23 protein-coding genes are annotated in these 23853 nt (G+C 29.5%); 6 read left to right on the top strand and 17 right to left on the bottom strand.

What is annotated here, in order from left to right:
* Window positions 1-36: 36 nt before the first annotated feature.
* The gene (locus QL232_RS10980) at window positions 37-1101 is read left to right on the top strand and encodes a M42 family metallopeptidase (RefSeq protein ID WP_281614143.1); all 1065 of its coding nucleotides are present in this window, start codon (window positions 37-39) and stop codon (window positions 1099-1101) included.
* Between the two features lie 82 nt (window positions 1102-1183).
* Here QL232_RS10980 and QL232_RS10985 read toward each other — a convergent pair whose 3' ends face one another.
* The 5 genes from QL232_RS10985 to QL232_RS11005 all read right to left on the bottom strand — a co-directional run bounded on the left by QL232_RS10985 (window position 1184) and on the right by QL232_RS11005 (window position 6422).
* On the bottom strand, window positions 1184-2209 hold the full coding sequence (locus tag QL232_RS10985) for a DUF481 domain-containing protein (RefSeq protein WP_281614144.1): 1026 nt from the start codon (window positions 2207-2209) through the stop codon (window positions 1184-1186).
* 85 nt (window positions 2210-2294) lie between these two features.
* On the bottom strand, window positions 2295-3665 hold the full coding sequence (gene hisS / locus QL232_RS10990) for a histidine--tRNA ligase (protein WP_281614145.1): 1371 nt from the start codon (window positions 3663-3665) through the stop codon (window positions 2295-2297).
* Window positions 3666-3856: 191 nt separating this feature from the next.
* Window positions 3857-4768 (bottom strand): DUF58 domain-containing protein, encoded by a 912-nt coding sequence (locus QL232_RS10995; RefSeq protein ID WP_281614146.1) that lies wholly within the window; start codon window positions 4766-4768, stop codon window positions 3857-3859.
* A 67-nt stretch (window positions 4769-4835) separates the two neighbouring features.
* Window positions 4836-5627, bottom strand: a complete 792-nt coding sequence (locus tag QL232_RS11000) for a septal ring lytic transglycosylase RlpA family protein (RefSeq protein ID WP_281614147.1) — start codon at window positions 5625-5627, stop codon at window positions 4836-4838.
* Window positions 5628-5639: 12 nt separating this feature from the next.
* A complete protein-coding gene (locus QL232_RS11005) occupies window positions 5640-6422 on the bottom strand; it encodes an RlpA-like double-psi beta-barrel domain-containing protein (RefSeq protein ID WP_281614148.1) in 783 nt (260 codons plus the stop codon).
* A gap of 156 nt (window positions 6423-6578) precedes the next feature.
* On the opposite strand from QL232_RS11005, the gene QL232_RS11010 reads away from it, so the two are divergent.
* Both QL232_RS11010 and QL232_RS11015 read left to right on the top strand, forming a co-directional pair.
* Window positions 6579-6899 (top strand): DUF3276 family protein, encoded by a 321-nt coding sequence (locus QL232_RS11010; RefSeq protein WP_168883202.1) that lies wholly within the window; start codon window positions 6579-6581, stop codon window positions 6897-6899.
* 127 nt (window positions 6900-7026) lie between these two features.
* Entirely contained in the window at window positions 7027-8205 is a 1179-nt protein-coding gene (locus QL232_RS11015) for an AI-2E family transporter (protein WP_281614149.1), read from the top strand.
* 70 nt (window positions 8206-8275) lie between these two features.
* On the opposite strand, the gene pssA is transcribed toward QL232_RS11015, so the two are convergent.
* Both pssA and QL232_RS11025 read right to left on the bottom strand, forming a co-directional pair.
* Window positions 8276-8953: a CDP-diacylglycerol--serine O-phosphatidyltransferase gene (gene pssA, locus QL232_RS11020; RefSeq protein ID WP_281614150.1), complete on the bottom strand. Its 678-nt coding sequence runs from the start codon at window positions 8951-8953 to the stop codon at window positions 8276-8278.
* A gap of 24 nt (window positions 8954-8977) precedes the next feature.
* On the bottom strand, window positions 8978-9619 hold the full coding sequence (locus QL232_RS11025; protein ID WP_281614151.1) for an MBL fold metallo-hydrolase: 642 nt from the start codon (window positions 9617-9619) through the stop codon (window positions 8978-8980).
* Window positions 9620-9723: 104 nt separating this feature from the next.
* On the opposite strand from QL232_RS11025, the gene QL232_RS11030 reads away from it, so the two are divergent.
* From QL232_RS11030 to QL232_RS11040, 3 genes are read left to right on the top strand one after another with little or no spacing between them, the layout of a single operon-like run.
* Window positions 9724-10812: an FAD-dependent oxidoreductase gene (locus tag QL232_RS11030; RefSeq protein WP_281614152.1), complete on the top strand. Its 1089-nt coding sequence runs from the start codon at window positions 9724-9726 to the stop codon at window positions 10810-10812.
* Window positions 10809-12020, top strand: coding sequence for a hypothetical protein (locus QL232_RS11035; protein ID WP_281614153.1), 1212 nt, complete (start codon window positions 10809-10811; stop codon window positions 12018-12020). The genes QL232_RS11030 and QL232_RS11035 overlap by 4 nt, the downstream gene beginning before the upstream one ends.
* A gap of 14 nt (window positions 12021-12034) precedes the next feature.
* Window positions 12035-13396, top strand: coding sequence for a hypothetical protein (locus QL232_RS11040; RefSeq protein WP_281614154.1), 1362 nt, complete (start codon window positions 12035-12037; stop codon window positions 13394-13396).
* Here QL232_RS11040 and QL232_RS11045 read toward each other — a convergent pair.
* The 10 genes from QL232_RS11045 to QL232_RS11090 all read right to left on the bottom strand — a co-directional run bounded on the left by QL232_RS11045 (window position 13379) and on the right by QL232_RS11090 (window position 23806).
* Window positions 13379-14449 carry a glycosyltransferase family 4 protein gene (locus QL232_RS11045; protein WP_281614155.1) on the bottom strand — a complete coding sequence of 357 codons (1071 nt, stop codon included), beginning with the start codon at window positions 14447-14449 and terminating at the stop codon, window positions 13379-13381. The genes QL232_RS11040 and QL232_RS11045 overlap by 18 nt on opposite strands.
* Window positions 14446-15672, bottom strand: a complete 1227-nt coding sequence (locus QL232_RS11050; protein WP_281614156.1) for a glycosyltransferase — start codon at window positions 15670-15672, stop codon at window positions 14446-14448. The genes QL232_RS11045 and QL232_RS11050 overlap by 4 nt, the downstream gene beginning before the upstream one ends.
* A gap of 81 nt (window positions 15673-15753) precedes the next feature.
* A complete protein-coding gene (locus QL232_RS11055; RefSeq protein ID WP_281614157.1) occupies window positions 15754-16653 on the bottom strand; it encodes a glycosyltransferase family 2 protein in 900 nt (299 codons plus the stop codon).
* Window positions 16646-17776 (bottom strand): glycosyltransferase family 4 protein, encoded by a 1131-nt coding sequence (locus tag QL232_RS11060; RefSeq protein WP_281614158.1) that lies wholly within the window; start codon window positions 17774-17776, stop codon window positions 16646-16648. Before QL232_RS11060 ends, QL232_RS11055 begins: the two co-directional genes overlap by 8 nt.
* A complete protein-coding gene (locus QL232_RS11065) occupies window positions 17773-18783 on the bottom strand; it encodes a glycosyltransferase family 2 protein (RefSeq protein ID WP_281614159.1) in 1011 nt (336 codons plus the stop codon). The genes QL232_RS11060 and QL232_RS11065 overlap by 4 nt, the downstream gene beginning before the upstream one ends.
* An 11-nt stretch (window positions 18784-18794) precedes the next feature.
* Complete coding sequence (locus tag QL232_RS11070; RefSeq protein WP_281614160.1) at window positions 18795-19601, bottom strand: putative capsular polysaccharide synthesis family protein; 807 nt, start codon at window positions 19599-19601, stop codon at window positions 18795-18797.
* A gap of 489 nt (window positions 19602-20090) precedes the next feature.
* Window positions 20091-21095 carry a glycosyltransferase gene (locus QL232_RS11075; RefSeq protein WP_281614161.1) on the bottom strand — a complete coding sequence of 335 codons (1005 nt, stop codon included), beginning with the start codon at window positions 21093-21095 and terminating at the stop codon, window positions 20091-20093.
* A gap of 5 nt (window positions 21096-21100) precedes the next feature.
* Window positions 21101-22315 carry a glycosyltransferase family 4 protein gene (locus QL232_RS11080; RefSeq protein ID WP_281614162.1) on the bottom strand — a complete coding sequence of 405 codons (1215 nt, stop codon included), beginning with the start codon at window positions 22313-22315 and terminating at the stop codon, window positions 21101-21103.
* Window positions 22315-23160 carry a sulfotransferase domain-containing protein gene (locus QL232_RS11085; protein ID WP_281614163.1) on the bottom strand — a complete coding sequence of 282 codons (846 nt, stop codon included), beginning with the start codon at window positions 23158-23160 and terminating at the stop codon, window positions 22315-22317. The genes QL232_RS11080 and QL232_RS11085 overlap by 1 nt, the downstream gene beginning before the upstream one ends.
* Window positions 23138-23806 carry an NAD-dependent epimerase/dehydratase family protein gene (locus QL232_RS11090; protein WP_281614164.1) on the bottom strand — a complete coding sequence of 223 codons (669 nt, stop codon included), beginning with the start codon at window positions 23804-23806 and terminating at the stop codon, window positions 23138-23140. The genes QL232_RS11085 and QL232_RS11090 overlap by 23 nt, the downstream gene beginning before the upstream one ends.
* Between the last annotated feature and the right edge of the window lie 47 nt (window positions 23807-23853).

Below are 23853 nucleotides of genomic sequence, written 5' to 3' on the forward strand. Positions count from 1 at the left end.
TCATATTTCTCTCTCCTCACCTTAATCTTAAACCCAATGAGTTTAGATAGAATTGATATGCCCTTATTAAAGAAGATCAGTGAAACTTCTGGGGCTCCTGGCTTTGAAAAAAATGTCAGAAAACTATTAATCGAAGAATTAAAAGATATCGTTGATGATTACTATGTCGATAACATGGGTAATCTTATCACTATCAAAAAATCCAACACTGCAAATGCAAAGAAGTTTATGTTTGCTGCTCATATGGATGAGATTGGATTTATGGTAAAATACATTGATGACAATGGGTATATCCGTTTTCAAACTTTAGGAGGTTTTGATCCAAAAACTCTTACATCTTTAAGAGTAAAAGTTCATGGAAAAAAAGATCTTTTAGGTGTCATGGGTTGCAAACCAATCCATTCAATGTCAGCTGCTGAACGTCAGAAAGTGGTTACAAATGAAGAATATTTTATCGATTGTGGCCTTTCTAAAGAAGAAATAGAGAAACACGTAAAAATTGGAGACTCTATTACAAGATGGCAAGAAGTTGAAATGATTGGAGACCTTATTAATGGTAAATCTTTAGATGACAGAGTTTGTGTCTATGCACTTGTCGAAGTGATGAAAGCACTAAAAAATCAAGACGTACCTGTAGACGTTTATGGTGTTTTCACAGTACAAGAAGAAGTAGGTTTAAGAGGTGCTCAAGTTGCTGGACACGGTGTGTCACCTGATTTCGGTATTGCACTTGACGTTACTGTTGCCAATGACATCCCTGGTTTATCACCACAAGATTACGTTACACAAATGGGTAAAGGTACTTCTATTAAACATTTTGATGGAGGGACAATTTGTGATAGACGAATGGTAGAATATTTGGAAACTGTAGCTGAAAAAAATGAAATTACTAATCAGCCTGAGGTTTTACCTTTTGGAGGAACAGACACAGCGAATATCCAAAGAATGCCGAAAAATGGATCTATCGCAGGAGCCTTGTCAATTCCTATGAGATATCTACATCAAACTACAGAAATGGCACACCCTACTGATGTAGTTGCAATGATAGACTTATGCGTTAAGGCTGTCACAGAAATTGACAGGATCGTCATTAATGATTAGAAATTCAATCCAAATCGATACATTAAAAGCAAGGTGATATTTTGATATTACCTTGCTTTTTTATAGCCATTAACTTACTGCTTTATTTATTATTCCATCCAAAACTAGTTGTAAAAACAAAGTCTAGTTCCTTTCCTACTTCTGCTGGGTTTGTATCATAGTTCATTGAATAACTAAATTTCAAATAAAGATCAAATGGTAGATTATATTTAAAGTTTGTATTTCCATCACAACGCCAACGATCCGTTTCGGTTATACTTTTATAGCCAACTGCTTGAACATAAATATCTATATCACCAACATCAAAAATATTAATTTGAGTACCTAAAAATGTCTCTATTGATTGATTTGGAGGAGAATCATTGGTAAAGCTTTCAGTAAGGTAGTTGACACCTAATGTCATACCCCAATTCGCTTTATTTGTATGAACTAAATACTTTCCTGAACCCACTTGTAATGTATAACGAAGATCAATTGATTGCTCAGTATTCGTTAAAATCCCATTGTTTAATATTAGAAAGTAATCCTGTTGCAAAAAATATGCAAAGGCAACATTTGCGTTATTACGTTGAATGGGATCGACATCATCTTGTGTTGATGATAGATTGTCCATTGTAATTCCAATCTGATAAAAATTATTTGTGAAATTTAAATTGGTTGAAGCTGTTATTTGAGATAAATGGTTCGCTTTTGTAAAACTGAAACCAAGGTCTACTCCACCTTGTAATTTCTTATACATTTTAGAATGTACTTGCTGTAAATGAACAAGATCCTCTAAATCTACTTTATGTGAGATATATTGACTTTGGATTGTCACAGAGTCATCAACCACATCTCTTAAGTTACCTATGAAATGATTGCCATTTTCAAGTGTGATAATAAAATCAGTCTTAGATTGAATTCTTTTTAAGCCTTTCCATTTGACTTGAAAATCACTGTCACTGTATTCTGTTTTGATCGTAAAAACACCTTTATTAAAAGATTTTATTTCACCGATCATTACGTCTCCATTATTGAATGTCAGCGTATCCAAATTCGTTTGTCCATTTATTTTTACAATGGACAGGAATAAAAATAATGTAAATAAAAAAATAGGTTTCCTTTTCATGGAAGTCAAAAAATAAATCATACACTTATCAGTAGAATAAGCATATAAAAAAACACGTCATTTTGGGTGACGTGTTTTTCTTTATTTATTTTAAAACTTCTATAATCTGTTCATCTGTGAGTAATTGTTGCTCTCCGGTTTCCATATTCTTTAGAGAGAACTTGCCTTGGGCCATTTCATCTTCCCAAGCCAAAACAACAAATCCAATTCCCTTTTTATTCGCAAAATTCATCTGCTTTTTCATTTTGGCGTTATCTGGATACAACTCCGCACTGATCCCTGCCGTTCTTAACTTCTGAAGTAGTGGCAAACAATAATCTCTACCAGCATTATCAAAGTTAGTAATCATCACTTTGGTTGTTTCAATTGCTGACTGAGGATATAAATCTAATTCTTCAAGAACATCATAGATTCTATCTACACCAAAAGAAAAGCCAACACCAGAAAGGCCTTCAACTCCAAATACTCCAGTAAGGTTATCATATCTACCTCCACCGGAAATAGAGCCCATATTGGCATTATTAACTTTCACCTCGAAGATTGCACCAGTATAATAAGACAAACCTCTAGCTAATGTAACATCGAATTCTACCTTTTCAGTAGGAACTCCCATTACTTTTGTAAAATTAAATACTTCTTCTAATTCTGAAATTCCTTTTAGGCCAATTTCAGAAGATGCTAAGAAAGTTTTCATTTTCTCTATACGCTCTTCTGTAGAACCTGACATTTCATAAATTGGTGAAAGCTTACTCACTGCATCTTCTGTGAATCCTCTTTGCTCAACAAGTTCTTGGTTTACTTTATCAACACCAATTTTGTCTAGCTTATCGATGGCTACACATAATTCAGATTCCTTACCGTTTTCACCGATCGCTTCTGCAATACCTGTAAGTACCTTACGGTTATTTAACTTGATAGTGTGATCCGTAACCTTTAAGTTAGTTAAAGCCTCACCCATCATAGCTAAGATCTCTGCCTCACATAATAATGAGTCAGTACCTACTACATCCGCATCACATTGATAAAACTCTCTATAACGACCTCTTTGTGGTCTGTCCGCTCTCCACACAGGTTGCACTTGATATCGTTTGAACGGGAAACTAAGGTTTCCATGATTCATTACAACGTATCTAGCAAAAGGTACAGTAAGATCATACCTTAGACCTTTCTCAGAAATCTTAGGTAGCATGAACTTTGCTCCCTTTTCTAAGTCCTCAGCTTTTACCTTTTTAAGGTAATCTCCTGAGTTGACAATTTTAAATAAAAGTTGGTCTCCTTCATCACCATATTTACCTGTTAAAACAGATAAATTCTCCATAGTTGGAGTCTCTAAATTCTGAAATCCATACTTTTTATAAACAGTCTTAATAGTTTCTAAAATATATGTTCTTTTGGCCATCTGTTCTGGTCCAAAATCTCTTGTACCTTTAGGAATAGTAGGCTTCTGCTTACCCATGCTTTGTGTATTTTAATTTTTGATGGTGCAAAAATAAGGAAGTTTTTATTAAGAGTTAAGTCTTATGACTTAAGATTTATTTGTTACAAGTTAAGTATTGGGTTATAGACTATTATTTTTAAGAAAATGAGACTTCAATGGGAAATAAAAAAATTAAGAGTTAACACCAATGTATTAACTCTTAACTTAAACTACCTCATCCTAGTTCTTTTAATGAGATAAGGTAAAATAACCTGATCAATATCTTTTTTACTATCTACTTCTACATAATCAATTTTGTATTGACCACATTTCACATTCAGATCGTGATAGAGTTCTTGGATAGTATTTTTATATTTTTCTCGGATTTGAGATGGTCTTAATTTTTCTTTCTGTCCTGTTTCTACATCTACAAAAACCATTGGTCTTTCGGGAAATTCTAGTTGCAATTCCGTAGTATGATCAGCAACATGAAACAGTAACACCTCGTGATTATTATGTTTAAGGTGTTGTAATGCAGCGAACATTTCATCACGATTACCCATCTGTCCCATCATATCTGAAAAAATAATCACTAATGATCTTTTATGAATCGTTTCAGCTACTTGATGAAGCACCTTAGCAATATGAGTCTCTTTTTGAGTGGGAGGTTTCTCCAACATCTGCTGAAGCTTTACAAAAATTTGATGTATATGAGTTTTGGTAGATTTTACAGGTGTAATTTCTTCTATATCATCCGAGAATGTACATAAACCAACAGCATCTCTTTGCTTTTGTAGCATATAGCCTAAAGAAGCCGCTGCTAAAGTACTAAAAGCCATCTTATCGTAAGTTTTATCTGGATAATACATCGAAGGAGAACGATCCAAGATAATCATAGCTCTTAAATTTGTCTCCTCTTCATATCTTTTTGTAAAAAGCTTATCTGTCCTTGCGTATACTTTCCAATCTATATGACGAGTACTTTCTCCTGGATTATATAAATTATGTTCCGCAAATTCAACTGAAAAACCATGATAAGGAGATTTATGTAATCCTGTAATAAACCCCTCTACCATTTGTTTCGCTAAGAGTTCTATATTGCCGTATTGGCGGATGGTATCAAAAGAAATTTCTTGTATCATATTTTGATTGGTAGATATAGTTATGTCGAACAACTCGAACCATTAAATATTATAATGGTTAAAGAAGTTACAAATGCTTTTTGACAAATGCACCTTTATATCCTTTAGATTTCACCTTAGAAACATTTTTCTTTGCTTCTTTTTGTGAGAAATCTCCATATAACAAACGATAAATTTGTTTATTATTGGACCAGCCCGATTGAATATATACTTCAGTTAATCCCTTTTTATTTGCAGTTTTTCCAGCATTAATGGCTTTCTTCAAATCGCTATATGATGCCATTTGTATACCATAACCATTTTTGATCTTTTTTGATGTACCCCATATACTATATGTACCAGGAGCTCCATAATTAGAGTTTTTTGATGTGCTTGTTGTTGTAACTGTAGTTGGTTTAGGCTTTTTATCTTTCTTAATATCTTTAGAAGTAATGGCATCGGATGACCCACCACTTGTACCTTCTTTTACTTTTGTTCCTTCACCATTGATATAAAGGATTTCAATTTCGACATTTGCAATCCCATCTTGAACCATATCTATCTTAACAGCAGCAGCTTTTGATAAATCTAAAATCCTATGTGATTTAAATGGTCCTCTATCATTTACCCTTACAACAACCCATTGTTTATTTTTAAGATTGGTTACTTTCAGATAAGTATCAAACGGAAGCTCCCTATGTGCACATGTAAAGGCATACATGTTGAATCGTTCACCATTTGCAGTTTTCCTTCCATGAAATTTATTTGCGTAGTAAGACGATTGTCCTGTTTTAGTATCTCCTACTTTTTTTTGTCCAAATGTGACAATAGAGATCAATAAGAAAGTTATAAGCAGTAAATTCTTTCTCAAATGCATCATTAATGAATTCGTTTATTTAATAAAATGCTTTCGCAATTCTTTTGTTGAAGTTCCAATACTTTTAAGTAACTCTAAAAGTGGTGAAGCATCTTCCTTATCCTCAAAGTTACCAATTAATAATCGATATACACGATTACCTTCTGACCAACCTGTTTGGATATATAGTTTTGAAAATAAATAGTCTTCTCTTAAAGTGTGAGCTTGGTCTATTATAAATTCAATATCGTCTGATTGAGCATATACTATACCATAACCCGTAATATCTGCAATAGATCCATCTAAATGATGAGAACCATCTGATTTGAAAAGAGATACATCTACATTAAAACCTGAGTTTTTTAGTCTTTCTTGTTCAGCTAACTGTTTTTTCTTTTCTTTTTCTTTCTTTTTGCGTAACGTTGCTGGGGTATCAACGAGAATCACCTCAACGGTAACCGTTTGTTTCCCTATCATATCTAGCTTTTGTCCTGCAGCATAGGTCACATCAAGTATACGTTGTTGAGTGTATGGTCTGTCTATGATTTTTAATTGAACTATTTTCCCATTATCTACATTTCTTACGCTTACAATACTCCCAAAAGGATAGTGAGCATGTGCTCCTGTCATTGCGTTCTTATCATATTTATAACCACCTTCTGTGATTCTACCATTTCGATCATCTGGATAATAGGATGCTTCACCTATTTCAGTATGACCTATGGTACTTATAGTTTGGGCGTTCGTGAATTCAGAAATACAAAAAAGGGATAATAATAGGACAAATATTTTCAATTTTTGATAGGCTTGTTTGTTCATCGAAATTTAAACGAACTTTTAAGATACGAAAAAAATTCACAGATCTTGAATTTTTAAAATAAAGTATAAATAAAGTGCATTTTTTTCCGAATTAGCTTGCATTTTTTAAATGTTATATAAAAATTTAAGACGTAATTGAACTAAAAGATAAGGATTGTGGAAGAGAGAAGAGAAGAAATCTTTTCGAGAAAAGTACGTGCCGGTAAACGCACCTACTTCTTTGATGTTAAGGCCACTCGTTCTAACGACTATTACTTAACAATCACGGAAAGTAAAAAACGCTTTAAAGATGATCAGCCTGTATTTGAAAAACATAAAATTTTCTTATACAAAGAAGACTTTGACAAATTTGTTGATGCTCTTGGAGAATGCGTAGATAAAGTGAAGAATGATCTTCTATCTGACTACGACGACTACAATGAAAGCACTGACAATGATTACCAAAGTGAGCCACTAGACAACGATTTGTCTTATTAATGAGCAACTAGATGTAATCTAACAAGGCTCTCGTTTTTAATTAAGCGAGGGCCTTATTATATTTAAATAAGGGAGTTTTAAATCAATACTTAAATCCTACTCCCTGTTTATTACTCCATCATCAAAAATGTCCGACAAGAACAATACTTCATTCAAAGAAATTGCTTCTGTAGCCAAGTTCTTCAGATCGTTTACCAATTTAATTCTAGCAATTGGTGGTGTTTTGGTTTTTTCTTGGTTAGCTGTACAACTTCAAGATGTATTAGCCTATCTAATTATTTCTTTAATTATATCATCAATACTACAAACACCAACAAACTACCTTGCGAACCTTCATGTATTTGGTTATCGATTTCCAAGACCTCTAGCTGTAGTATTTTCATTTCTACTACTATTTGCCATCATCGGCTTATTTGTATTCCTCTTCTATCCATTAATCAAAAGTCAGATTGGAGTATTATCTGAAAAGAATCCATCCGAACTTGTCAATGTAGTCGAAGGCCCCATTTATATCATGGAGGATTTGATCAGAAACTATATCATGCCAGAAGCGAAACAAGGTTTCTTATTGAATCAAGTACTAGAAAATATCAATTCATTAATTAAAAGTGATTCAATTAAGAACGTCATTAACGGGTTGATATCATTAACAGGTAATTTTGCTGTTGGTACAATGGCCGTATTATTTATTACGTTCTTCTTTCTAAATGATCCAGGGCTATTCAGAAGACAGATAATCACTCTAATTCCAAATAAATATTTTGAAGTATCTATATCTGCAATTATAAAAACTGAGAAATTGCTTTCTAGTTATTTACTCGGTTTATTTCTACAGATGTTAAGTATCTTCTCTATTGCAACAATTGGATTAAAAATCGCCAATGTGGAGTATGCCATTACTATTGCAGTTTTTGCAGCTGTAGCCAACCTAATCCCTTATCTTGGGCCATTTTTAGGTTTTACTTTCGGTATGTTTGTCGGAATTTTGACAGATGATTCATTAGTTGAAATGGCTGATTATTTATTTCTTGGAGCTAAAATATTATCTGTATTCGCCGTTGTACAAGTTGTAGATAATGTTGCTGTACAGCCTATTATCTTCTCTCGTAGTGTAAAAGTTCATCCACTAGCCATTTTCCTAGCCGTCTTCATTGGATCAGCATTAGGGGGTGTTCTAGGAATGGTCTTCGCTATTCCTACCCTTACTATTTTAAAAGTAGGATTAGAAGAGTTCCTTTATGGTTATAAGAAATATCAGATATTCTCTACAAAGAAAAAGTTGAAACTACTGAAGAAAGATAGTTAGAAAATAAAAAAGCGTTTATTCATTAAAATCAATTTATGAAAAAACGCTTTTTTTTGATGTCTCCTAAATATCATCTAAAAATGATAGAGACAATAATTTGTGTGGCTACTACCATAGGAAGTGCAGCTACTTGGAATATTGCTAGCAAGACAATGCTTGTGATGATCATAATATACCTTGGTTCATTCCCCTTCCAACCAAAATTCTTAAACTTTAGCGACACTAGAGGAATTTCAGCATTCAATAAATAAGACATCACAATTGTTATCCCTAATAATAACCATTGATTCAAAATTACTTCTGAATACTGTGGATACATATCCATAATTAAAGGCAATGACCCTATTAAAATGGCATTTGCGGGTGTAGGAACACCAATAAATCCATCCGATTGTCTCTCATCTACATTAAAGTTTGCTAACCTAACAGCAGAAAATGCTGCTATAATATACCCTAAGTAAGGAACATATTCATGAAACACATCTGTTTGCAGTAGTAAATGAACCATGATCACTGCTGGCAATACACCAAATGTGACCATATCTGCGAGAGAATCCAATTCTTTACCAACAGGAGAAGACACTTTCAACATTCTTGCGGCAAACCCGTCAAAAAAGTCAAAGCCTGCTCCTACTAAAATCATAGATGCTCCTAAAATTAGGTTACCATCAAAGCAGAAGGATATACCAAGACAACCACTCAATAAGTTGCAACATGTAATTGCATTAGGTATATGTTTTTTTATCATATTAAATTAATAGCTTTAATTGTTCTACCCTCTTACAAAAGGATTACTTCTTTTCTCATCACCAATTGTTGTGAAAGGACCATGACCTGGGTATACTCTTGTTTGGTCAGGAAGTTTATACATCACATTTGCTATATTATCCAATAAAGTCTGATGATCTCCACCAGGTAGATCCGTTCTACCAATAGAACCTTTGAATAAAACATCCCCACCTAAGGCTAAATCATCTTCCTTAGAGTAAAATACCAAATGACCAGGTGAATGTCCAGGAACATACAAGATCTCTAAAACTGAATCACCAAATGTAATTTGACCTTCATTCTCTAATAATTGATCTGCAGTAGACTCTACAAAACCAGGAATACCATAACGCATACAAGACTCTTTTCCTGACGCCAAAGTACTTACTTCCCCTTTTGGAATATATAATTCTACACCAAAAGTATCTTGACAATACTTATTTCCAAATACATGATCTAAATGGCAATGAGTATTTACAATTTTCACCACTTTCAAATCATTGTTTTCAATAAACGCTTTTAATTGAGATTGCTCGGAAGCATCATAACAACCGGGATCGACAATAACTGCTTCTTTAGTATCATCCCAAATTAAATAAGTATTCTCTTGAAATGGATTAAATGTGAAAGTCTGTATTTGTATCATATGAATATATTTTTCTCAGAATAAAAAAGTAATAATTAACTCTAAGTCCATAAGAACCTATGAATGATTATATTTGTCTACAAATTTACAATTAGAAATTTAGTATGACAGATCACATCGATTATTTAATCGTAGGGCAAGGACTTGCAGGGACAATTTTAGCAGAAACTTTAGAAAATAAAGGTTTTTCGTATAGAATAATTGATAATGGAGTCAAAAAAAACTCATCAAGAGTAGCTGGGGGTTTATACAATCCTATCACAGGGCGCAAGATGGTGAAAACATGGCTTTGTGATGACCTTTGGAAAACACTTGATGATTTTTATCCAAAATTTGATCAAAAATATAATACAACATCATTTAAACCTATCAATTTATATTTCCCATTCGATTCTCAAGAAAAACAAACCGATTGGATTAGTGCTAGTGCTGATGAAAAATATGATGGTTATATCGCTAAATTTCATGAGGACGGTTTATATCAAGATTTCGTAGAGCCAAAGTTTGGTGGAATGGAAATTACAAGATCAGGTTATGTTGACATTCCTATTTTTTTAGATGCTTTTCTAGAAAAAGCAAAAGTAGACGGAAGGTTAATAAATGAAGAGTTTGATCACTCAGCCTTAAGCCATAATGACAATAAAATTGTCTATAAAAATATTAAAGCCAAACATATTATCTTTTCAGAAGGCAATAAAGTAGAAAATAATCCTTTCTTTCCAACGTTAGATTTTAGACCGGTAAAAGGTGAATTACTACTTATAAAATTCAAAAATGCCCGTTTCCACCATATTCTAAATAAGAATGGTTTTATACTACCTATAGATGAAAATGGTACTTGCAAGTTAGGTGCAACCTACGAAAGAGTTGAAGATATGGACTCCCCATCGGAAAAAGGTAAAAGACAACTTTTAGAAAAAGTAGATAATTTGGTAAATGATGAATATGAAATACTAGATCATTGGTCAGGTATTAGACCGGCTACTTTTGACAGACGACCTTTTATAGGAACTTCTGAGGAAAATAAAAATATTCACATTTTTAATGGGTTAGGTGCAAAAGGTGTATCTTTAGGCCCATATTTCGCTAATTTATTAATTGAACACATTGAGAAGGGAACAGAATTACCTAGAGATGTAAGATTAAATAGATTATCGAAACAGCAAAGAATACAAATGAATACTAAAGTATGAATACTCAACTGAATACTATATTTTCTAAACTTCAAGTTAAGTCAACAGTACTATATATTGTGATGTTGATTATTATACTTTCAGGTAGTATGGTCAAAGTTTTTATTGATGTTCAACAAGAAAAAGATTTCTTACATCAAGCAATTAAAAACTCCCAAGCATTACTTCAGTATAAAATTGCTTCTAAAGAAATAAAAAAGACAATTGATGAAGTAAGAAATAGTGGCCTTGAGTTATATAAATTCACTCATTCATCAGTATATTTTTTAAATGATAAAGGCACACCCCTTTATTGGATAGAAAATGCAGATGAAAGTAATATTCTTGAGAAGCATTCAAAAAATAAAGTCTCTTCTATCCTATTAGGTAGATTTAAAAAGAATAGGTTTAAGGAAAAAGAGATCTATAAAGGGTATTTCATTTCCAGAGTCAATGTTAGTGAAAGTAATGATCGCTCCATTGCATTAGTAATTAACCAATATGAACTTTGGCTACAACAAAGCATCAACACTTTTCCATTAGCACTTCTGAGTATTATCTTATTTAGTATTTTTTACTTCAGTATAAATTCATCCAACAAAAATTGGGTGTATAAACCCGTTGGAAAACTTATGAAACACCTAGAGTTTGAAGCTCAAGGTATAAGTAGTGAACTTTCTAGAGAAGTTCCTGAAGATTGGCAAAATATATTTATGGAGCTCGAGCTTTCCAGAAATAACAACAATACTCTTCTAGCACCAGAGACTGAAGAGGAAGTAACTCAAAGGTATCATGCTCAATTAGAAGAGTTAAGGTGGGCAAAACAGCAACTAGAAAAATATCAATCAAAAGATATTGAACATGCTTCCCCTACCCAAAGTCATATCATTACTGAAGCTTTTGAAAATTCAACTATTGGAATTATGGTTACAGATCAAGATAGTATTCCTATATTTGTCAATAATAAAGCAAAGGAGATTTTAGGTAAAGGTATAAAGCCAGAAACCGAAGAAGACCTCCTCGATGTTCGTAAAATTTATATCGAAGGAACTGATGCTGAAATTCCTTCAGAACAACATCCAATGATTTTAACGAAACAAACTGGACAACCTCAATTATCAAAACATATAGAAGTGTATAACCCAAATACTGGCTTTAGAAACGGAGTAAGTATTTGCAGTGTTAAGATTGATGATGGAGTTGTAGTTAGTTTTGTGGTTTTGAAGTAAAAATCCTCAAATAAATGGATCCATTATATAACTTATTAATCACACCTATTTATTTATGTGTGATTTATTTTATAATAGCACCATACTTTGCAAAAAAGTGGACTAATAAATACACTCGTAAGTATTTTTGGTGGGGGTTACATGCTAAAATGATAGGTTCAATAGCCTTTTGTGTAATATATCAGTTTTATTATGGTGGAGGTGATACGATTGAGTATTTTAAACAAGGTGGTATTATAGTAGATGCATTTTTAGATTCTCCAAATATTGGATATGAAACACTTATGTACAATGGTTCCAATATCAAAGGAGAAAATGCTCGATACTTAGGTATGCTGTACATGAAAAAAAACAATAGTACTTGGCTCATGGTACAAATTTCAAGCATTGTACAATTCTTTTCATTAAAAACGTTTTATGCTACTTCTCTTTTATTTGGTTTATGGTCATTCCTTGGTTCTTGGAAATTAGCACAACTTTTTTGTAGCATTTATAAAGAAAATTATAAGTTAATATGCTTTTCAATTCTTTTCATTCCCTCTTGTTTATTCTGGAGTAGTGGAATTATGAAAGAAACGGTCACAACAGGTGCCATTGGTTTTTTTGTTTTTAATTTCTGTAATGTTGCTTTTAAAAGAAAAGATTTTTTTTTATCACTTATATTTCTAATTCTACTCTTCACATTAATAAAAGTGGTAAAAGGAGCTACAATCTATGTTCTTTTACCTTGTTTAGCTTTATGGTTATTTTTATTTTATTTTAACAAGATACCTTTACTTGTAAAATATATTTTTTCATTTATACTAATCTCAACAATACCATTAGTTCTGTTTCTTATGATTCCTAAAATTCAAGAATATATTGAGAATAATGATGAATTTGTTGAAGCTCAAAAAACCATCAATGGTTTTCAAAGTGATCATGGAGGGGCATGGCGTAAAGGTAGAGGTCATGGAGGAGGTGATACTTCTGCCTATCATTTAAGTACAGCTGGAGATTTAAGCCTTTTAGGTATGTTAAAATCTATGCCAGAGGCCATTAGTTTTACACTTTTTAGACCATTCCCTTGGGAAGCAAGAAAGGCTGTACAATTAATGGGAGCAGGAGAAAGTCTTTTGTTTTTAATTTTAACAATATATGTTCTCTTAAAAGTTGGTTTAATAAAAACAGTAAAACAAACTTTCACAGACCCACACCTTGGCTTTGTTTTGAGTTATGCTCTATTTTTTGGGTTTATTGCAGGATATATTTCATTTAATTATGGAGTATTACAGCGTTTTAAAACTCCAATGATGCCTTTTTATACATTATTTCTTGTTATACATTATCAGTATATTGTTAAAACAAAAAGAAAAAAATTATTCAAAAAAAGATAGAAAATTATTTTGATTCGATTGAACAGAATAATTTTCTTCAATTTTTTTTCTAGCTTCAATAGACATACTTTTTTCAAATGCATTTTCTAAAAATGTTGACAATGCATGATACCATTCCTCTTGTGAAGAACAGATAAAACCATTAATACCGTCATCTACAATTTCTGTATTCACTCCCACTGGTGATACTATAGCAGGAATTCCTAATGCCATATACTGAAGAGCTTTAAAACCACACTTCCCTTTTGCCCAGATATCATTTTTCAGAGGCATAATACCTATATCAAATTGTATTAAATCTTGAATTTCAGTCTCTTTTGACCAAGGTTTATAAACAAGTGATTGAATGGGGAATTTAGGATCTTCATTCGAAATTATTCTAAACTCAAAATCATAAGTTTTCTCCAATTTTTGAAATACAGGGATTAAATATTCAATATATTGTGCAGTGGTTAATGTCCCCGTCCAACCAATAATTGGTTTTTCATTCTTCTTCTTCTTAAATAACGATGGATTATGATAATTTTCAGTATCAATTGTTGTAGGATTGATGATCACATTATGATTATAATCCATTGCATACTCTTTAAGATATCGGTTTCCTACACTAACAACAGAAGCCCATTTGATAATCCAATTCACCTTACCGTACATCTTCAATTTATTAAACTTTGCGTTATGTTCAGAATAGTTAGGTAACCAAATTGCGTCATCAAAATCATAAATAACTTTCTTCTTTAATACTTTAGTTATGATAAACTCAAAAATAGGAGGACCAATATGAGATGCTTCTCGATGGATAAATATCATATCAAATTCACTTAATTGAAACATTAATAGAAATCGTTTCAAAAAAGCACTTAATATAGCAAATCCCTTCTGAAAGAAATGTCCTGATTGGTGAAGAATTTTCCATGCATCTAAGGTTAAAAAAGAATGATATTCATATTTTATATCATTTTTTTTAATCAAATCTAAATACTGTTCAAATCGAAAACGCTGAGATGGAGCTATTGATGTAGGATAAGGAGCTAATATTAGTAGTTTTTTCACTTTGCAAGTAATTTTCCGTAAATTTCATTATAAGCTCTATCAGCTTTTGAAAAAGATCTATATTCTTCTGCTATTGCCCTAATTTTTAGATACAGATCTTCCCTGCTCATTGAGTTAATTATATTTTCAATTTCTAATAAATTCTGCAAATAAGAATGTTTATCAAATTTTCTCATAATTGAACCTATTCCATTTTTTTCTATCACTTCGGAGTCATCTGAAATATTTTCCGTAATCACTACAGGTAAACCCAAAGCTAGGTATTCTCCTGTTTTAATTGGTGTCCCATACCTCTTAGAAGGAACTGGAATAAAGGGTGTGATTGCAAAGTCAGCTAGACCTATATAATCAGCGACCTCTGAATGAGGTACAAAAAACTTAAGTACTTTACCTCTACTTAGGCCTGCCTTTTCACACCATCTTAAAATTTCTTCTTCAGAATGATTATTCAACATCACCAATCGGAATCGATCTCCCCAATATTCTTCAGCTACCGAAAAGAAGTCAAAGACTTCTTGACTCAAGTAAGAACCGCCAAACTTTCCTGCATAAACCCCAATAATTTTATCTTCAAGATTATATTTATTTAATAACTCTTTTCTTTTTCTGTTTGCATAAGAGAACTGATTAAAATCAATACAGGCAGGCTTTACATAGAAATATTCAAAATCTGCATTAAATTTTTCTTGTGCATACCTTCTCATCTCGCTAACACAAGCAATAGCTATATTAGAACGTTTAGATTGAAGTTTTTCAAGAGTCCATAAAATCTTGAAAGCTATACTATTTTTTTTCCATTCTCCTGCTTCTATCATAGGTTCTGCATGTGGTTCATAACTATCTAATATTAATATTTTCCTTGTCAATTTTGATAAAATATAACCAATTGCACCTCCTGGTGTACACCATGAATGAATGATTTTAATATTTTTTTTAAAACAGAAAACTATGAGCTTTAATAAAGTAATACCCATTTTGATCATCGAATGCATTCCAAACCTTGAGTAAGTAAAAGGTAATAACTCAATATTAAACTGACTTAAATAAGAATCAATTTCACTTCTTTCTTTTAAGTCAATTTTTTGATGTTCTTGTTCCAAGGTTAACAGATAAATCTTAGACCTTTCTGGTAAATTTCTGTTGATTATTTTTAAATATGGAAGAGTGTAAGTTTGTATTAAAGCATCATTATAACTCCAATATGTCGTTACTAGAATATTCATAAATTATTACAAAGCAAAATGAAAGCTAACTTTTTATATAAAAAAGGAGCAAGTAAATTAATTTACATCAAATTTTGTATATCACTTTAATTTTTTAATAACTTCATATCCAATTAGAGATTTAATTAATAAAATTAGAGAATTGATATTTAATCCATTAGATTTTAATTGTTTTAAAATATATCTAATTGACTGAGTTCTATTATTATCCAAATATGAATGAATTGCACAAAAATACGCACTATAACCAATTAATATTTTCTTATTATCAATTGATAAATTATCATTTTTCAAAAGCTTAGATAAAGCATTTTCTCTAGCTATTATTACTTTTTGGTTATTTTCAGTCATTGACCTATTATCATGGTTTATCATATGAATAGTCACTTGATCAATAATAAATATTTTATTATTGATCAAGTTTTCGACTAAAAACATCCAATCTTCCATTATTGAGTACCTTCTATCTGACTCAAATAGTTGAAATTTCTCTTTGCTATTCTTAACGCAAAAATTACATGCAAAAGGATTTCCCTTGAGAACTACTCTATAATCATAACCACCTGACTCATATTTTTTTAAAGGAGAGTCGATAATGATATTTTTTTCGTTCACAATATTATATTTTGTTGCAAAAAAAATGTATTTTTGATTATTGATAATATTATTGTAAAGTATTTTTAAATGATTACTTAGCATTATATCATCAGAATCTAAAAAAACAATATACTTCCCTTTTGCTTTTCTTATTCCAAAATTTCTAGCTTCTCCCCTTTCTTCATTTTCCTTCCAGTAATATCGTAATTTGCTATCACCAAATGAATCTATAATCTCTTTCGTATTATCAAAACTACCATCATCTACAATGATTATTTCAAAATTATTAAAATCCTGTATTAATACCGATTCTAGAGTTTTTTTTATAAAATTTGCTCTATTATAGCAAGGAATTATGATTGAAAAAAAAGGGGAATTATTCATTTATTATTATTTTATATAAATCTAAATGTTTTTGAACTTTCACTTTATTGCTATAAATATTTAATGCGTCTTTACGGGCTTGAATTGAAAAATCTTTCATTTTTTGATAATTTTCTATTGAATATACTAATGCTTTTTCAATAGAATCACTTGATTTATAATCTACTACATAAGCGTTTTTCAAATGTTCAGCTGATTGTGCAGCATAGCCTGAAAGGGTTAAAATTTGTGGGCAAGCTGAAATCATTCCTTCAATTATATTAATTCCTCCTGTCTCAACATATTTTGATATAGGAACATGTAAATGCACATTAAAAAGTTTAAAAAGACCTATTGGATCATCTGAAAAGCCATGGTAAAATACATGATTTTTCAAGTCATACTTTAATATTAATTCATTAAATTTTGGTAGAAATTCGCCACCAGCACCAAATATTAACAATTTTATATTTGGATATTTATCCTTGAGTCTAGATATAGCTTTTATTGCATATTTATGGCCTTTCCAAAATTCCATTCTTGCAATCATTCCAATTATAAAATCATTGTCATTAATTGCATATTTTCTTTTCAGATTAAAAACTCTATCATCAGAAATATTTTGATATTCTTCCTGTTTTAAACCATGATATATTTTTTGAATTTTTTCAGGTTTTATAGGCCAATTATTCTTAAGGTATTCAGCAGCAGTATCAGTAGTTGCTATAATATTTTTTGAGAGCTTAAATGTGAATAAATCAATAATTTCCTGTTTTTTACTTTTAAAGTCTTTCGCCCAACTAACATTTTCGCAAGTAGTTACAGTTTTAACATTTAATAATTTAGCAACTATTTGACCTATAATATTTCCATAAGGCAGACTAGTGTGTATTAGATCAACTTTATGACTTTGTAAAAAGTTATATGATTTTATAATATTTTTAAAGAAATCGTAGGATCCCTTATGATGTAAATAAAGCACATTTACACCAATTCCTTTCAAGTCTTTAACAAAAAAAGGTTCTTCTTTATTAAGTCCTATTACAATGTGATATTGTTCTATTGAATTATTTTTCAAAGATTCAGCATACCATAACCATTGCAATGACTTATCTATATGGGAAGTAAAAAATGCTAATTTCATTTAGATTTTCTAATTAAAGTTCTTAAAATTTTAATAAAAATAGAAGGGTATTTTAATCTTTGAAAAATAGTCTTTAACCCTTTTTCAGATTCAATCCATTTATGATTAAAATTTTTAATTATATAAGTAGCAATTCGTTTACTTTCAGTAAAATCACCTTCATTGTATTTGGATTTTAAATAATAAGACAAAAAATAAAAGAGTGTTTTCTTTTCATCAATATTCAATAAGTTTTTGTTCACTCTGAACTTTGAGAAGTTTATATTAGAATCACAAAGATTTAAATTCAGTAAAACATCTAAGATGTATTGACTTCCGATATCAATACATCTTTGAATAAATATTTCCCTCCAATCTTCAATAAATAAATCACCTTGGCTAATTGATTTACTTGATTTATGAAATCTATATTTTGCAAAAACATCTTCTACTTTTATAAAGGAACAATTTAATGACAATCTAGAAAAAAGGTCATAATCCATTCCATATGAATAATTCGTATTCAAATATCCTACATCTAATAAGTATTTTCGCTTAAAAAAAGATGATGGTTGTGAAAATGCCATTCCTGATAAAAATCTTTCTATAGATGGATTTGAATAACCTTCTTGATATTTAATATGTTTTCCCTTATCATCAATTTCTTCAACTACCCCATAGATAACACCTACATTATCTTTATTATTAAGAAAAAAATCATTTATCTTATTAAGTGTTCCTTCTACTAATAAATCATCACTATTAATCCAAGTAATTATTTCACCAGTTGCTTTTTGAAAACCTTTATTTATAGCATCTGACTGCCCATTATCTTTTTCACTGATCCAATAGTCTATATGGTTTTCATATTTTTTTATAATATCAACAGAATTATCAGTACTTCCTCCGTCAATTACTATAAATTCTAAATTACTATAACCTTGATTAATTATTGACAAAATTGTTTCTTCAATGAACTCTCCTTGATTAAAACTTGGTGTAATTATAGAAATTTTCTTAGTATTCATTTACATATAATTTATGACCATTTCTCTTTAAAAGAATTAATTTCCTTTGAAGTATAAAAGTACTTCATATACTTGGTATTATATATTTTATTCAATTTATGAGTATCGATTTTTAATTTATCATAAATTAAAGTAAAACTTTCATTCCCTTTTTTTGATTTTGAATTATTAGTGTTCATCAAAATTATATCCTCCCCAAAAAAATCTTTGAAGGCATTTTTATAAACTGAATCTAACAATTCTAATTTTATACATAGAATATCAAACTTCTCACTTTTGTAAATTTGATATCCTTTCATTTTGTCAAATTTGTATTTATAGATATCATAGTTTAAATAATTTTTAAATTCATATTCAAACCAATTTGATGTATATTCAAAGTTTGAATTTAATATATCGTTATATATAATGTCTATTGAAATATTTTCAATATCATCATATTTATAATTCCAATTTTGGAACATATCAGATATAGCTCTACTTACAGGTTCTCTTGTTAAAGTGACAATCTTTAACCTACACCCTGTAAAATTATTAATTACTTTTAATACCTTTTCACCTTTTATTATATTAATCAAAAAGACTTTATCTAGTTTGGGTAAAATCTTATATAAATAGTTATTAGATAAAAAATGAACATGAAAAACATATGAATATGGGTTATTTTTCTCTATTGAGTCAAAGACTGATGAAGAACCCACTTTACCCATTGTATAAACTAAAATAATTTCATTTTTTATTTTTAGATTATAAAAAACAAACCGAATAACGGACCTAAAAAATATAGTGATTTTTCTTAAAAAGTTTTTAATATTCATAACCAAAGTTTAAAATATCTGTTTTATAATGTTTATATATTAAATCTTTTGTTTTAATATTATAATAATTTTTATTACTAATCTTATTAATTTTTAGTAACGAACAGATTATTGACAAATATTCACACACTTCCTCAAAGTCTGTATCTAAATTCTCGAACTTTCCAATTAAATCAATCCACTATTCCCCTGTTATATTTAGAATTATTCCAATTGATAATAATGAGAATTCAACTTCATCCAATCTCATGGATTCCTAACAAAGGCAAATTTAAAGAAATTATCAAACTCTTTTTCATCCAAAGAGTTTGATAATTCTGATAATCTCATATTTTCATGAAATTCTTCAGAGTGAAATTTTATGTCAACTTTTTCTATAAAGACTGAATATTTCTCTTATAAGGACTATAACAATATTTTGATATTGCATTTCTAATTGAACTTACATTTGTTTTATCTACATGAATAAAAATAAACTTATTAAACACATTATGATAATGATTTATTTATCTTATCAATTTTTTCAGAATTTATTAAATAATTTTTTATTGACAACTCTAAAATCCGACCTTTAAAAAATTGTGTTTTTAGAAAATATATATTATCTACTTTATTTTTAGATGACATTAAGTATTTAGTTAAATTCCCTAAATATTTAAGAAAACTACCGAATAATAATTTAATTATAATTAATATATTACTACCAAATATTCTATATTTTGAATATGAGAACTCATAAACATCAAACCATACCGACGCTCTCCCAAATTTAAGTTGAAGATTAGATAGATAATCCCAAGTCATCCTATTTGGTGATATCATATGTTTTAACTTTTGATCACCATTATAAAAAACTTTTTTTCCAAGTTTTCTAACTAGCCAACAAAATTCAACATCCTCACCTGAACTTAATGAAGTTGATGTTCTACCTACATTTACAAAAGAAAACCCTCTTTCTAATCCTTTTTTTATGATATCTTTCTTAATAACCATACCGGCCCCCCATACAAAACCTCTTGTTTCAGTTACATCTTCACTTAGATGAGAACCTTGTTTACCTACAGCATAATGTTTTTCATATTTACTAAACCAATTTGGAGGTGTTATCTTGTAGAATGGAAAGTTTTCACCTCCAGACACACCACAATCTGGGTTTAAATTCATAAAATCAATGGATTTTTGAACCCAGTCATCATGCAAAATATTATCATCATCTATATAACCTAATAAATCATAAGAAGCTTCTTTGCACCCTTTAAGTTTAGCATATAAAAGTCCTTGTTTATTTTCTTTAATTATTTTTAATGGCATACTAAAATCCCCCCATAACTTCAGTGCTTTTTCAACTGTTTTGTCAGTACTATTATTATCTATCAATAGGACTTCGAACTTAATGTTTTGAAGATTTTTTTGTCTCTTTATTGCTTCTAAACAAACTTCAATAGTTTTTTCACTATTAAAACAACAAATAATTAATGAAATATTTTTATACATTATTATTAAGCTTTTTTATAAAATGAAATATACTTATCAGTACATTCTTTTATTTTAAATTTTTTAAATGCCTCACCTGTAATTCTCTTTTTATCATTATAATAGTTAAGATCATTCATATATTTATTTACTACATTGGCTACCTCTTTGATATTAACTTTTCCATCAGTAGAATTTTTAATTATATCTCCAGCCTGATTATTCGCTTCATCACATATCATTTTTGGAATTTCACCAATATCTGAAGCAATAATAGGTTTATTAAAATATAAATATTCAATGATTACATTAGGTACACTTTCTCCTTCAAAATAACTTAAAAGAAAAGCTAAATCGAAAACTTGAACATAATAAAGATAATCCAAAGGATTTGATTCAAATTGTATTAAATGAATTCCTTCTAAATGAGAATATTCTTTAACTAATTTCGATAAGTATTCTCCATCACCGATTAATATCAAACAAATTTCGCGATCAATTTCTTTTTTCAATAACTCGTATGACTGTAACAATAATTCCCATCCTTTTTCTGGAATTCCTCTTGAAACCATCCCAAGGATGAAAGTATCTTGACTTATTCCTAATTCTTGAAAAAGAACATCCCTTTTAGTTAATTTATAATCTAACAAGTCTGGAATTGCTATATAATGTTTTTCGATTAATTGCTCCTCTAAGAGATAATTTTTAATAGCATTATAATTTTTGTCTGCAGTATATATAATCCCATCTGAAGAATTAATGATAGTTCTATATTCTTTTTCTAAATTTATCTTTTCTTTTTTCTCATTTTTATTTAACTCATATTCACCATGCATGGTAATAATAAACTTAAAATTCAAATCAGTTTTAAGCTTACAAAATGACACAATTTTATCAGATGCATACATGTGACTATTAATAATATTAATATTATTAATCTTTATAAATCTTTTAAAATAAAACTCATTTATAAAATCCCTGAATCTAAATTTAAAACCGAATTTCAGAATAATTGCATTAATTTTCCATATAAAAAATAAAACAACTGGATTATATGAAAAAGTATTAATAGATACTCTATCCTTATAAGTATCAAGTAGACCCTTATTTACAGCTTCAGGATTATGATCATAAACATATACTTTTGTACCCAATTCCTTTGATAAAGATTCCGCAAGTCTTAAAGCATACATTTGTGCACCACCCAAATGTAAATTTGTTATTGATAATAAGATATTCATTAAAAAACCTTCTTATTTAATAATTCATTAAGTTTAATATTATGATTTTCAAAATAATCTTCTAATAATAACTTAGATTTTCCATCAATTTCAGCTGTATAATTTCCTTTTAAATAATTATTATTAATCACGTTCTCATCTAATTGAGAAAAAGGAATTTGAATGAAATCAAGAAGTTTTTCTATTTCTTCTTTAGTGTTATTGATAAAATCTGAATAATTTATAACATGAACCTGAGACAGGTCAAAGTAGTTTAATATTCTTTTTAAATGTATATGATAAATTCCATGATATACTACACCAGGCATATCATAAATATAATTTTCAAGATCAATGGAGTTAAGTTGTTGAATTTCAGCTTCAATTGTCTTATGAAAATCTGAAATTGAGCTAAATCTCAACCACTTTTCTTTATATTCTTCAGTTAACCTATTGTAAAAGAAGGGAAATTTTAAATTTTGCTCATTATTATCAAAAATATTTTTAAACATATTCCAAGCAGAATATGCTCTATCAACAGGATCTCTTAGTAATAAAATAAGCTTCATTTTTTCATTTACTTCAAAGGCTCTTTTAGGAAAGTTTTGATTTACTAAATATTCAGGTGATGCTTCAAAATATTTTATTTCTCTATTGAAAGAAAATTTAAATTCATTCACATAGTTTACAATGGGTTCATTTGTTATAAGAAACTGACTTTCCTTTCTTAAGGAACCTCTTAAATTTTGTATTGAATTTAAATAATGATACAATGAGGTAGTCCCTGACTTTTGTGCACCTATAATAACAAAATCAGGAAATTTAGTACCTAGATATAAAGATTTAAGTTTTGTTTTTAAGTTCATTACTTTTCTTATTGTAATATTTATTTAATAAATTATAATTATAATTTATATCGCAATTCAATAACTCTTCTTTTTCGATAGTTAAATCGTCATATTTTTGTATAATTTTCACCTTAGGCTTTATATCTAATATCCCGCTCAGTAATTCAACGATCTCGACTACATTAATTTTATTATTCAACAGTATATTTTTAATTATGCTTTCACTAGCCAAAATTAGAGGTTTACAAATTCTTAAAACATCTTCTACATCAATTAAATATCTCACGGAGTTTGAATAAACAAATATTTCGTTATTTAATTCAATTTTTTCAACAAAATAATTCACTATTGTTTGTTTATTTGTTGTTTTTCCTACGACATTGGGAAGTCTAAATATTCTATAACTACTACATCTGCTTGTAATTAAATTTTCTAATAAAATTTTATGTTGTACATATTTACTATTTGATAATGCTTTATTGTAAATACTACAAGTACTAAAATATACTATTACGGAATTATGGTATTTTGATATTACATCCTCGAGCAATCTTTTTTCACGTAAAAATTCCTCATCTCTAGTTTCTCGTGAATTTGATACACCAGAAGCAAAGATTACTACATCTTCTATTTCATTGTATTCAATGAAAGCTCTCGCTAACATTCCATTACCTATTATCATTAAAATTTGGTATATTTATTTTTTTAATA

The organism is Flammeovirga sp. SubArs3 (assembly GCF_947387565.1).
In the GTDB taxonomy this organism is placed as follows: Bacteria; Bacteroidota; Bacteroidia; order Cytophagales; family Flammeovirgaceae; genus Flammeovirga; species Flammeovirga agarivorans.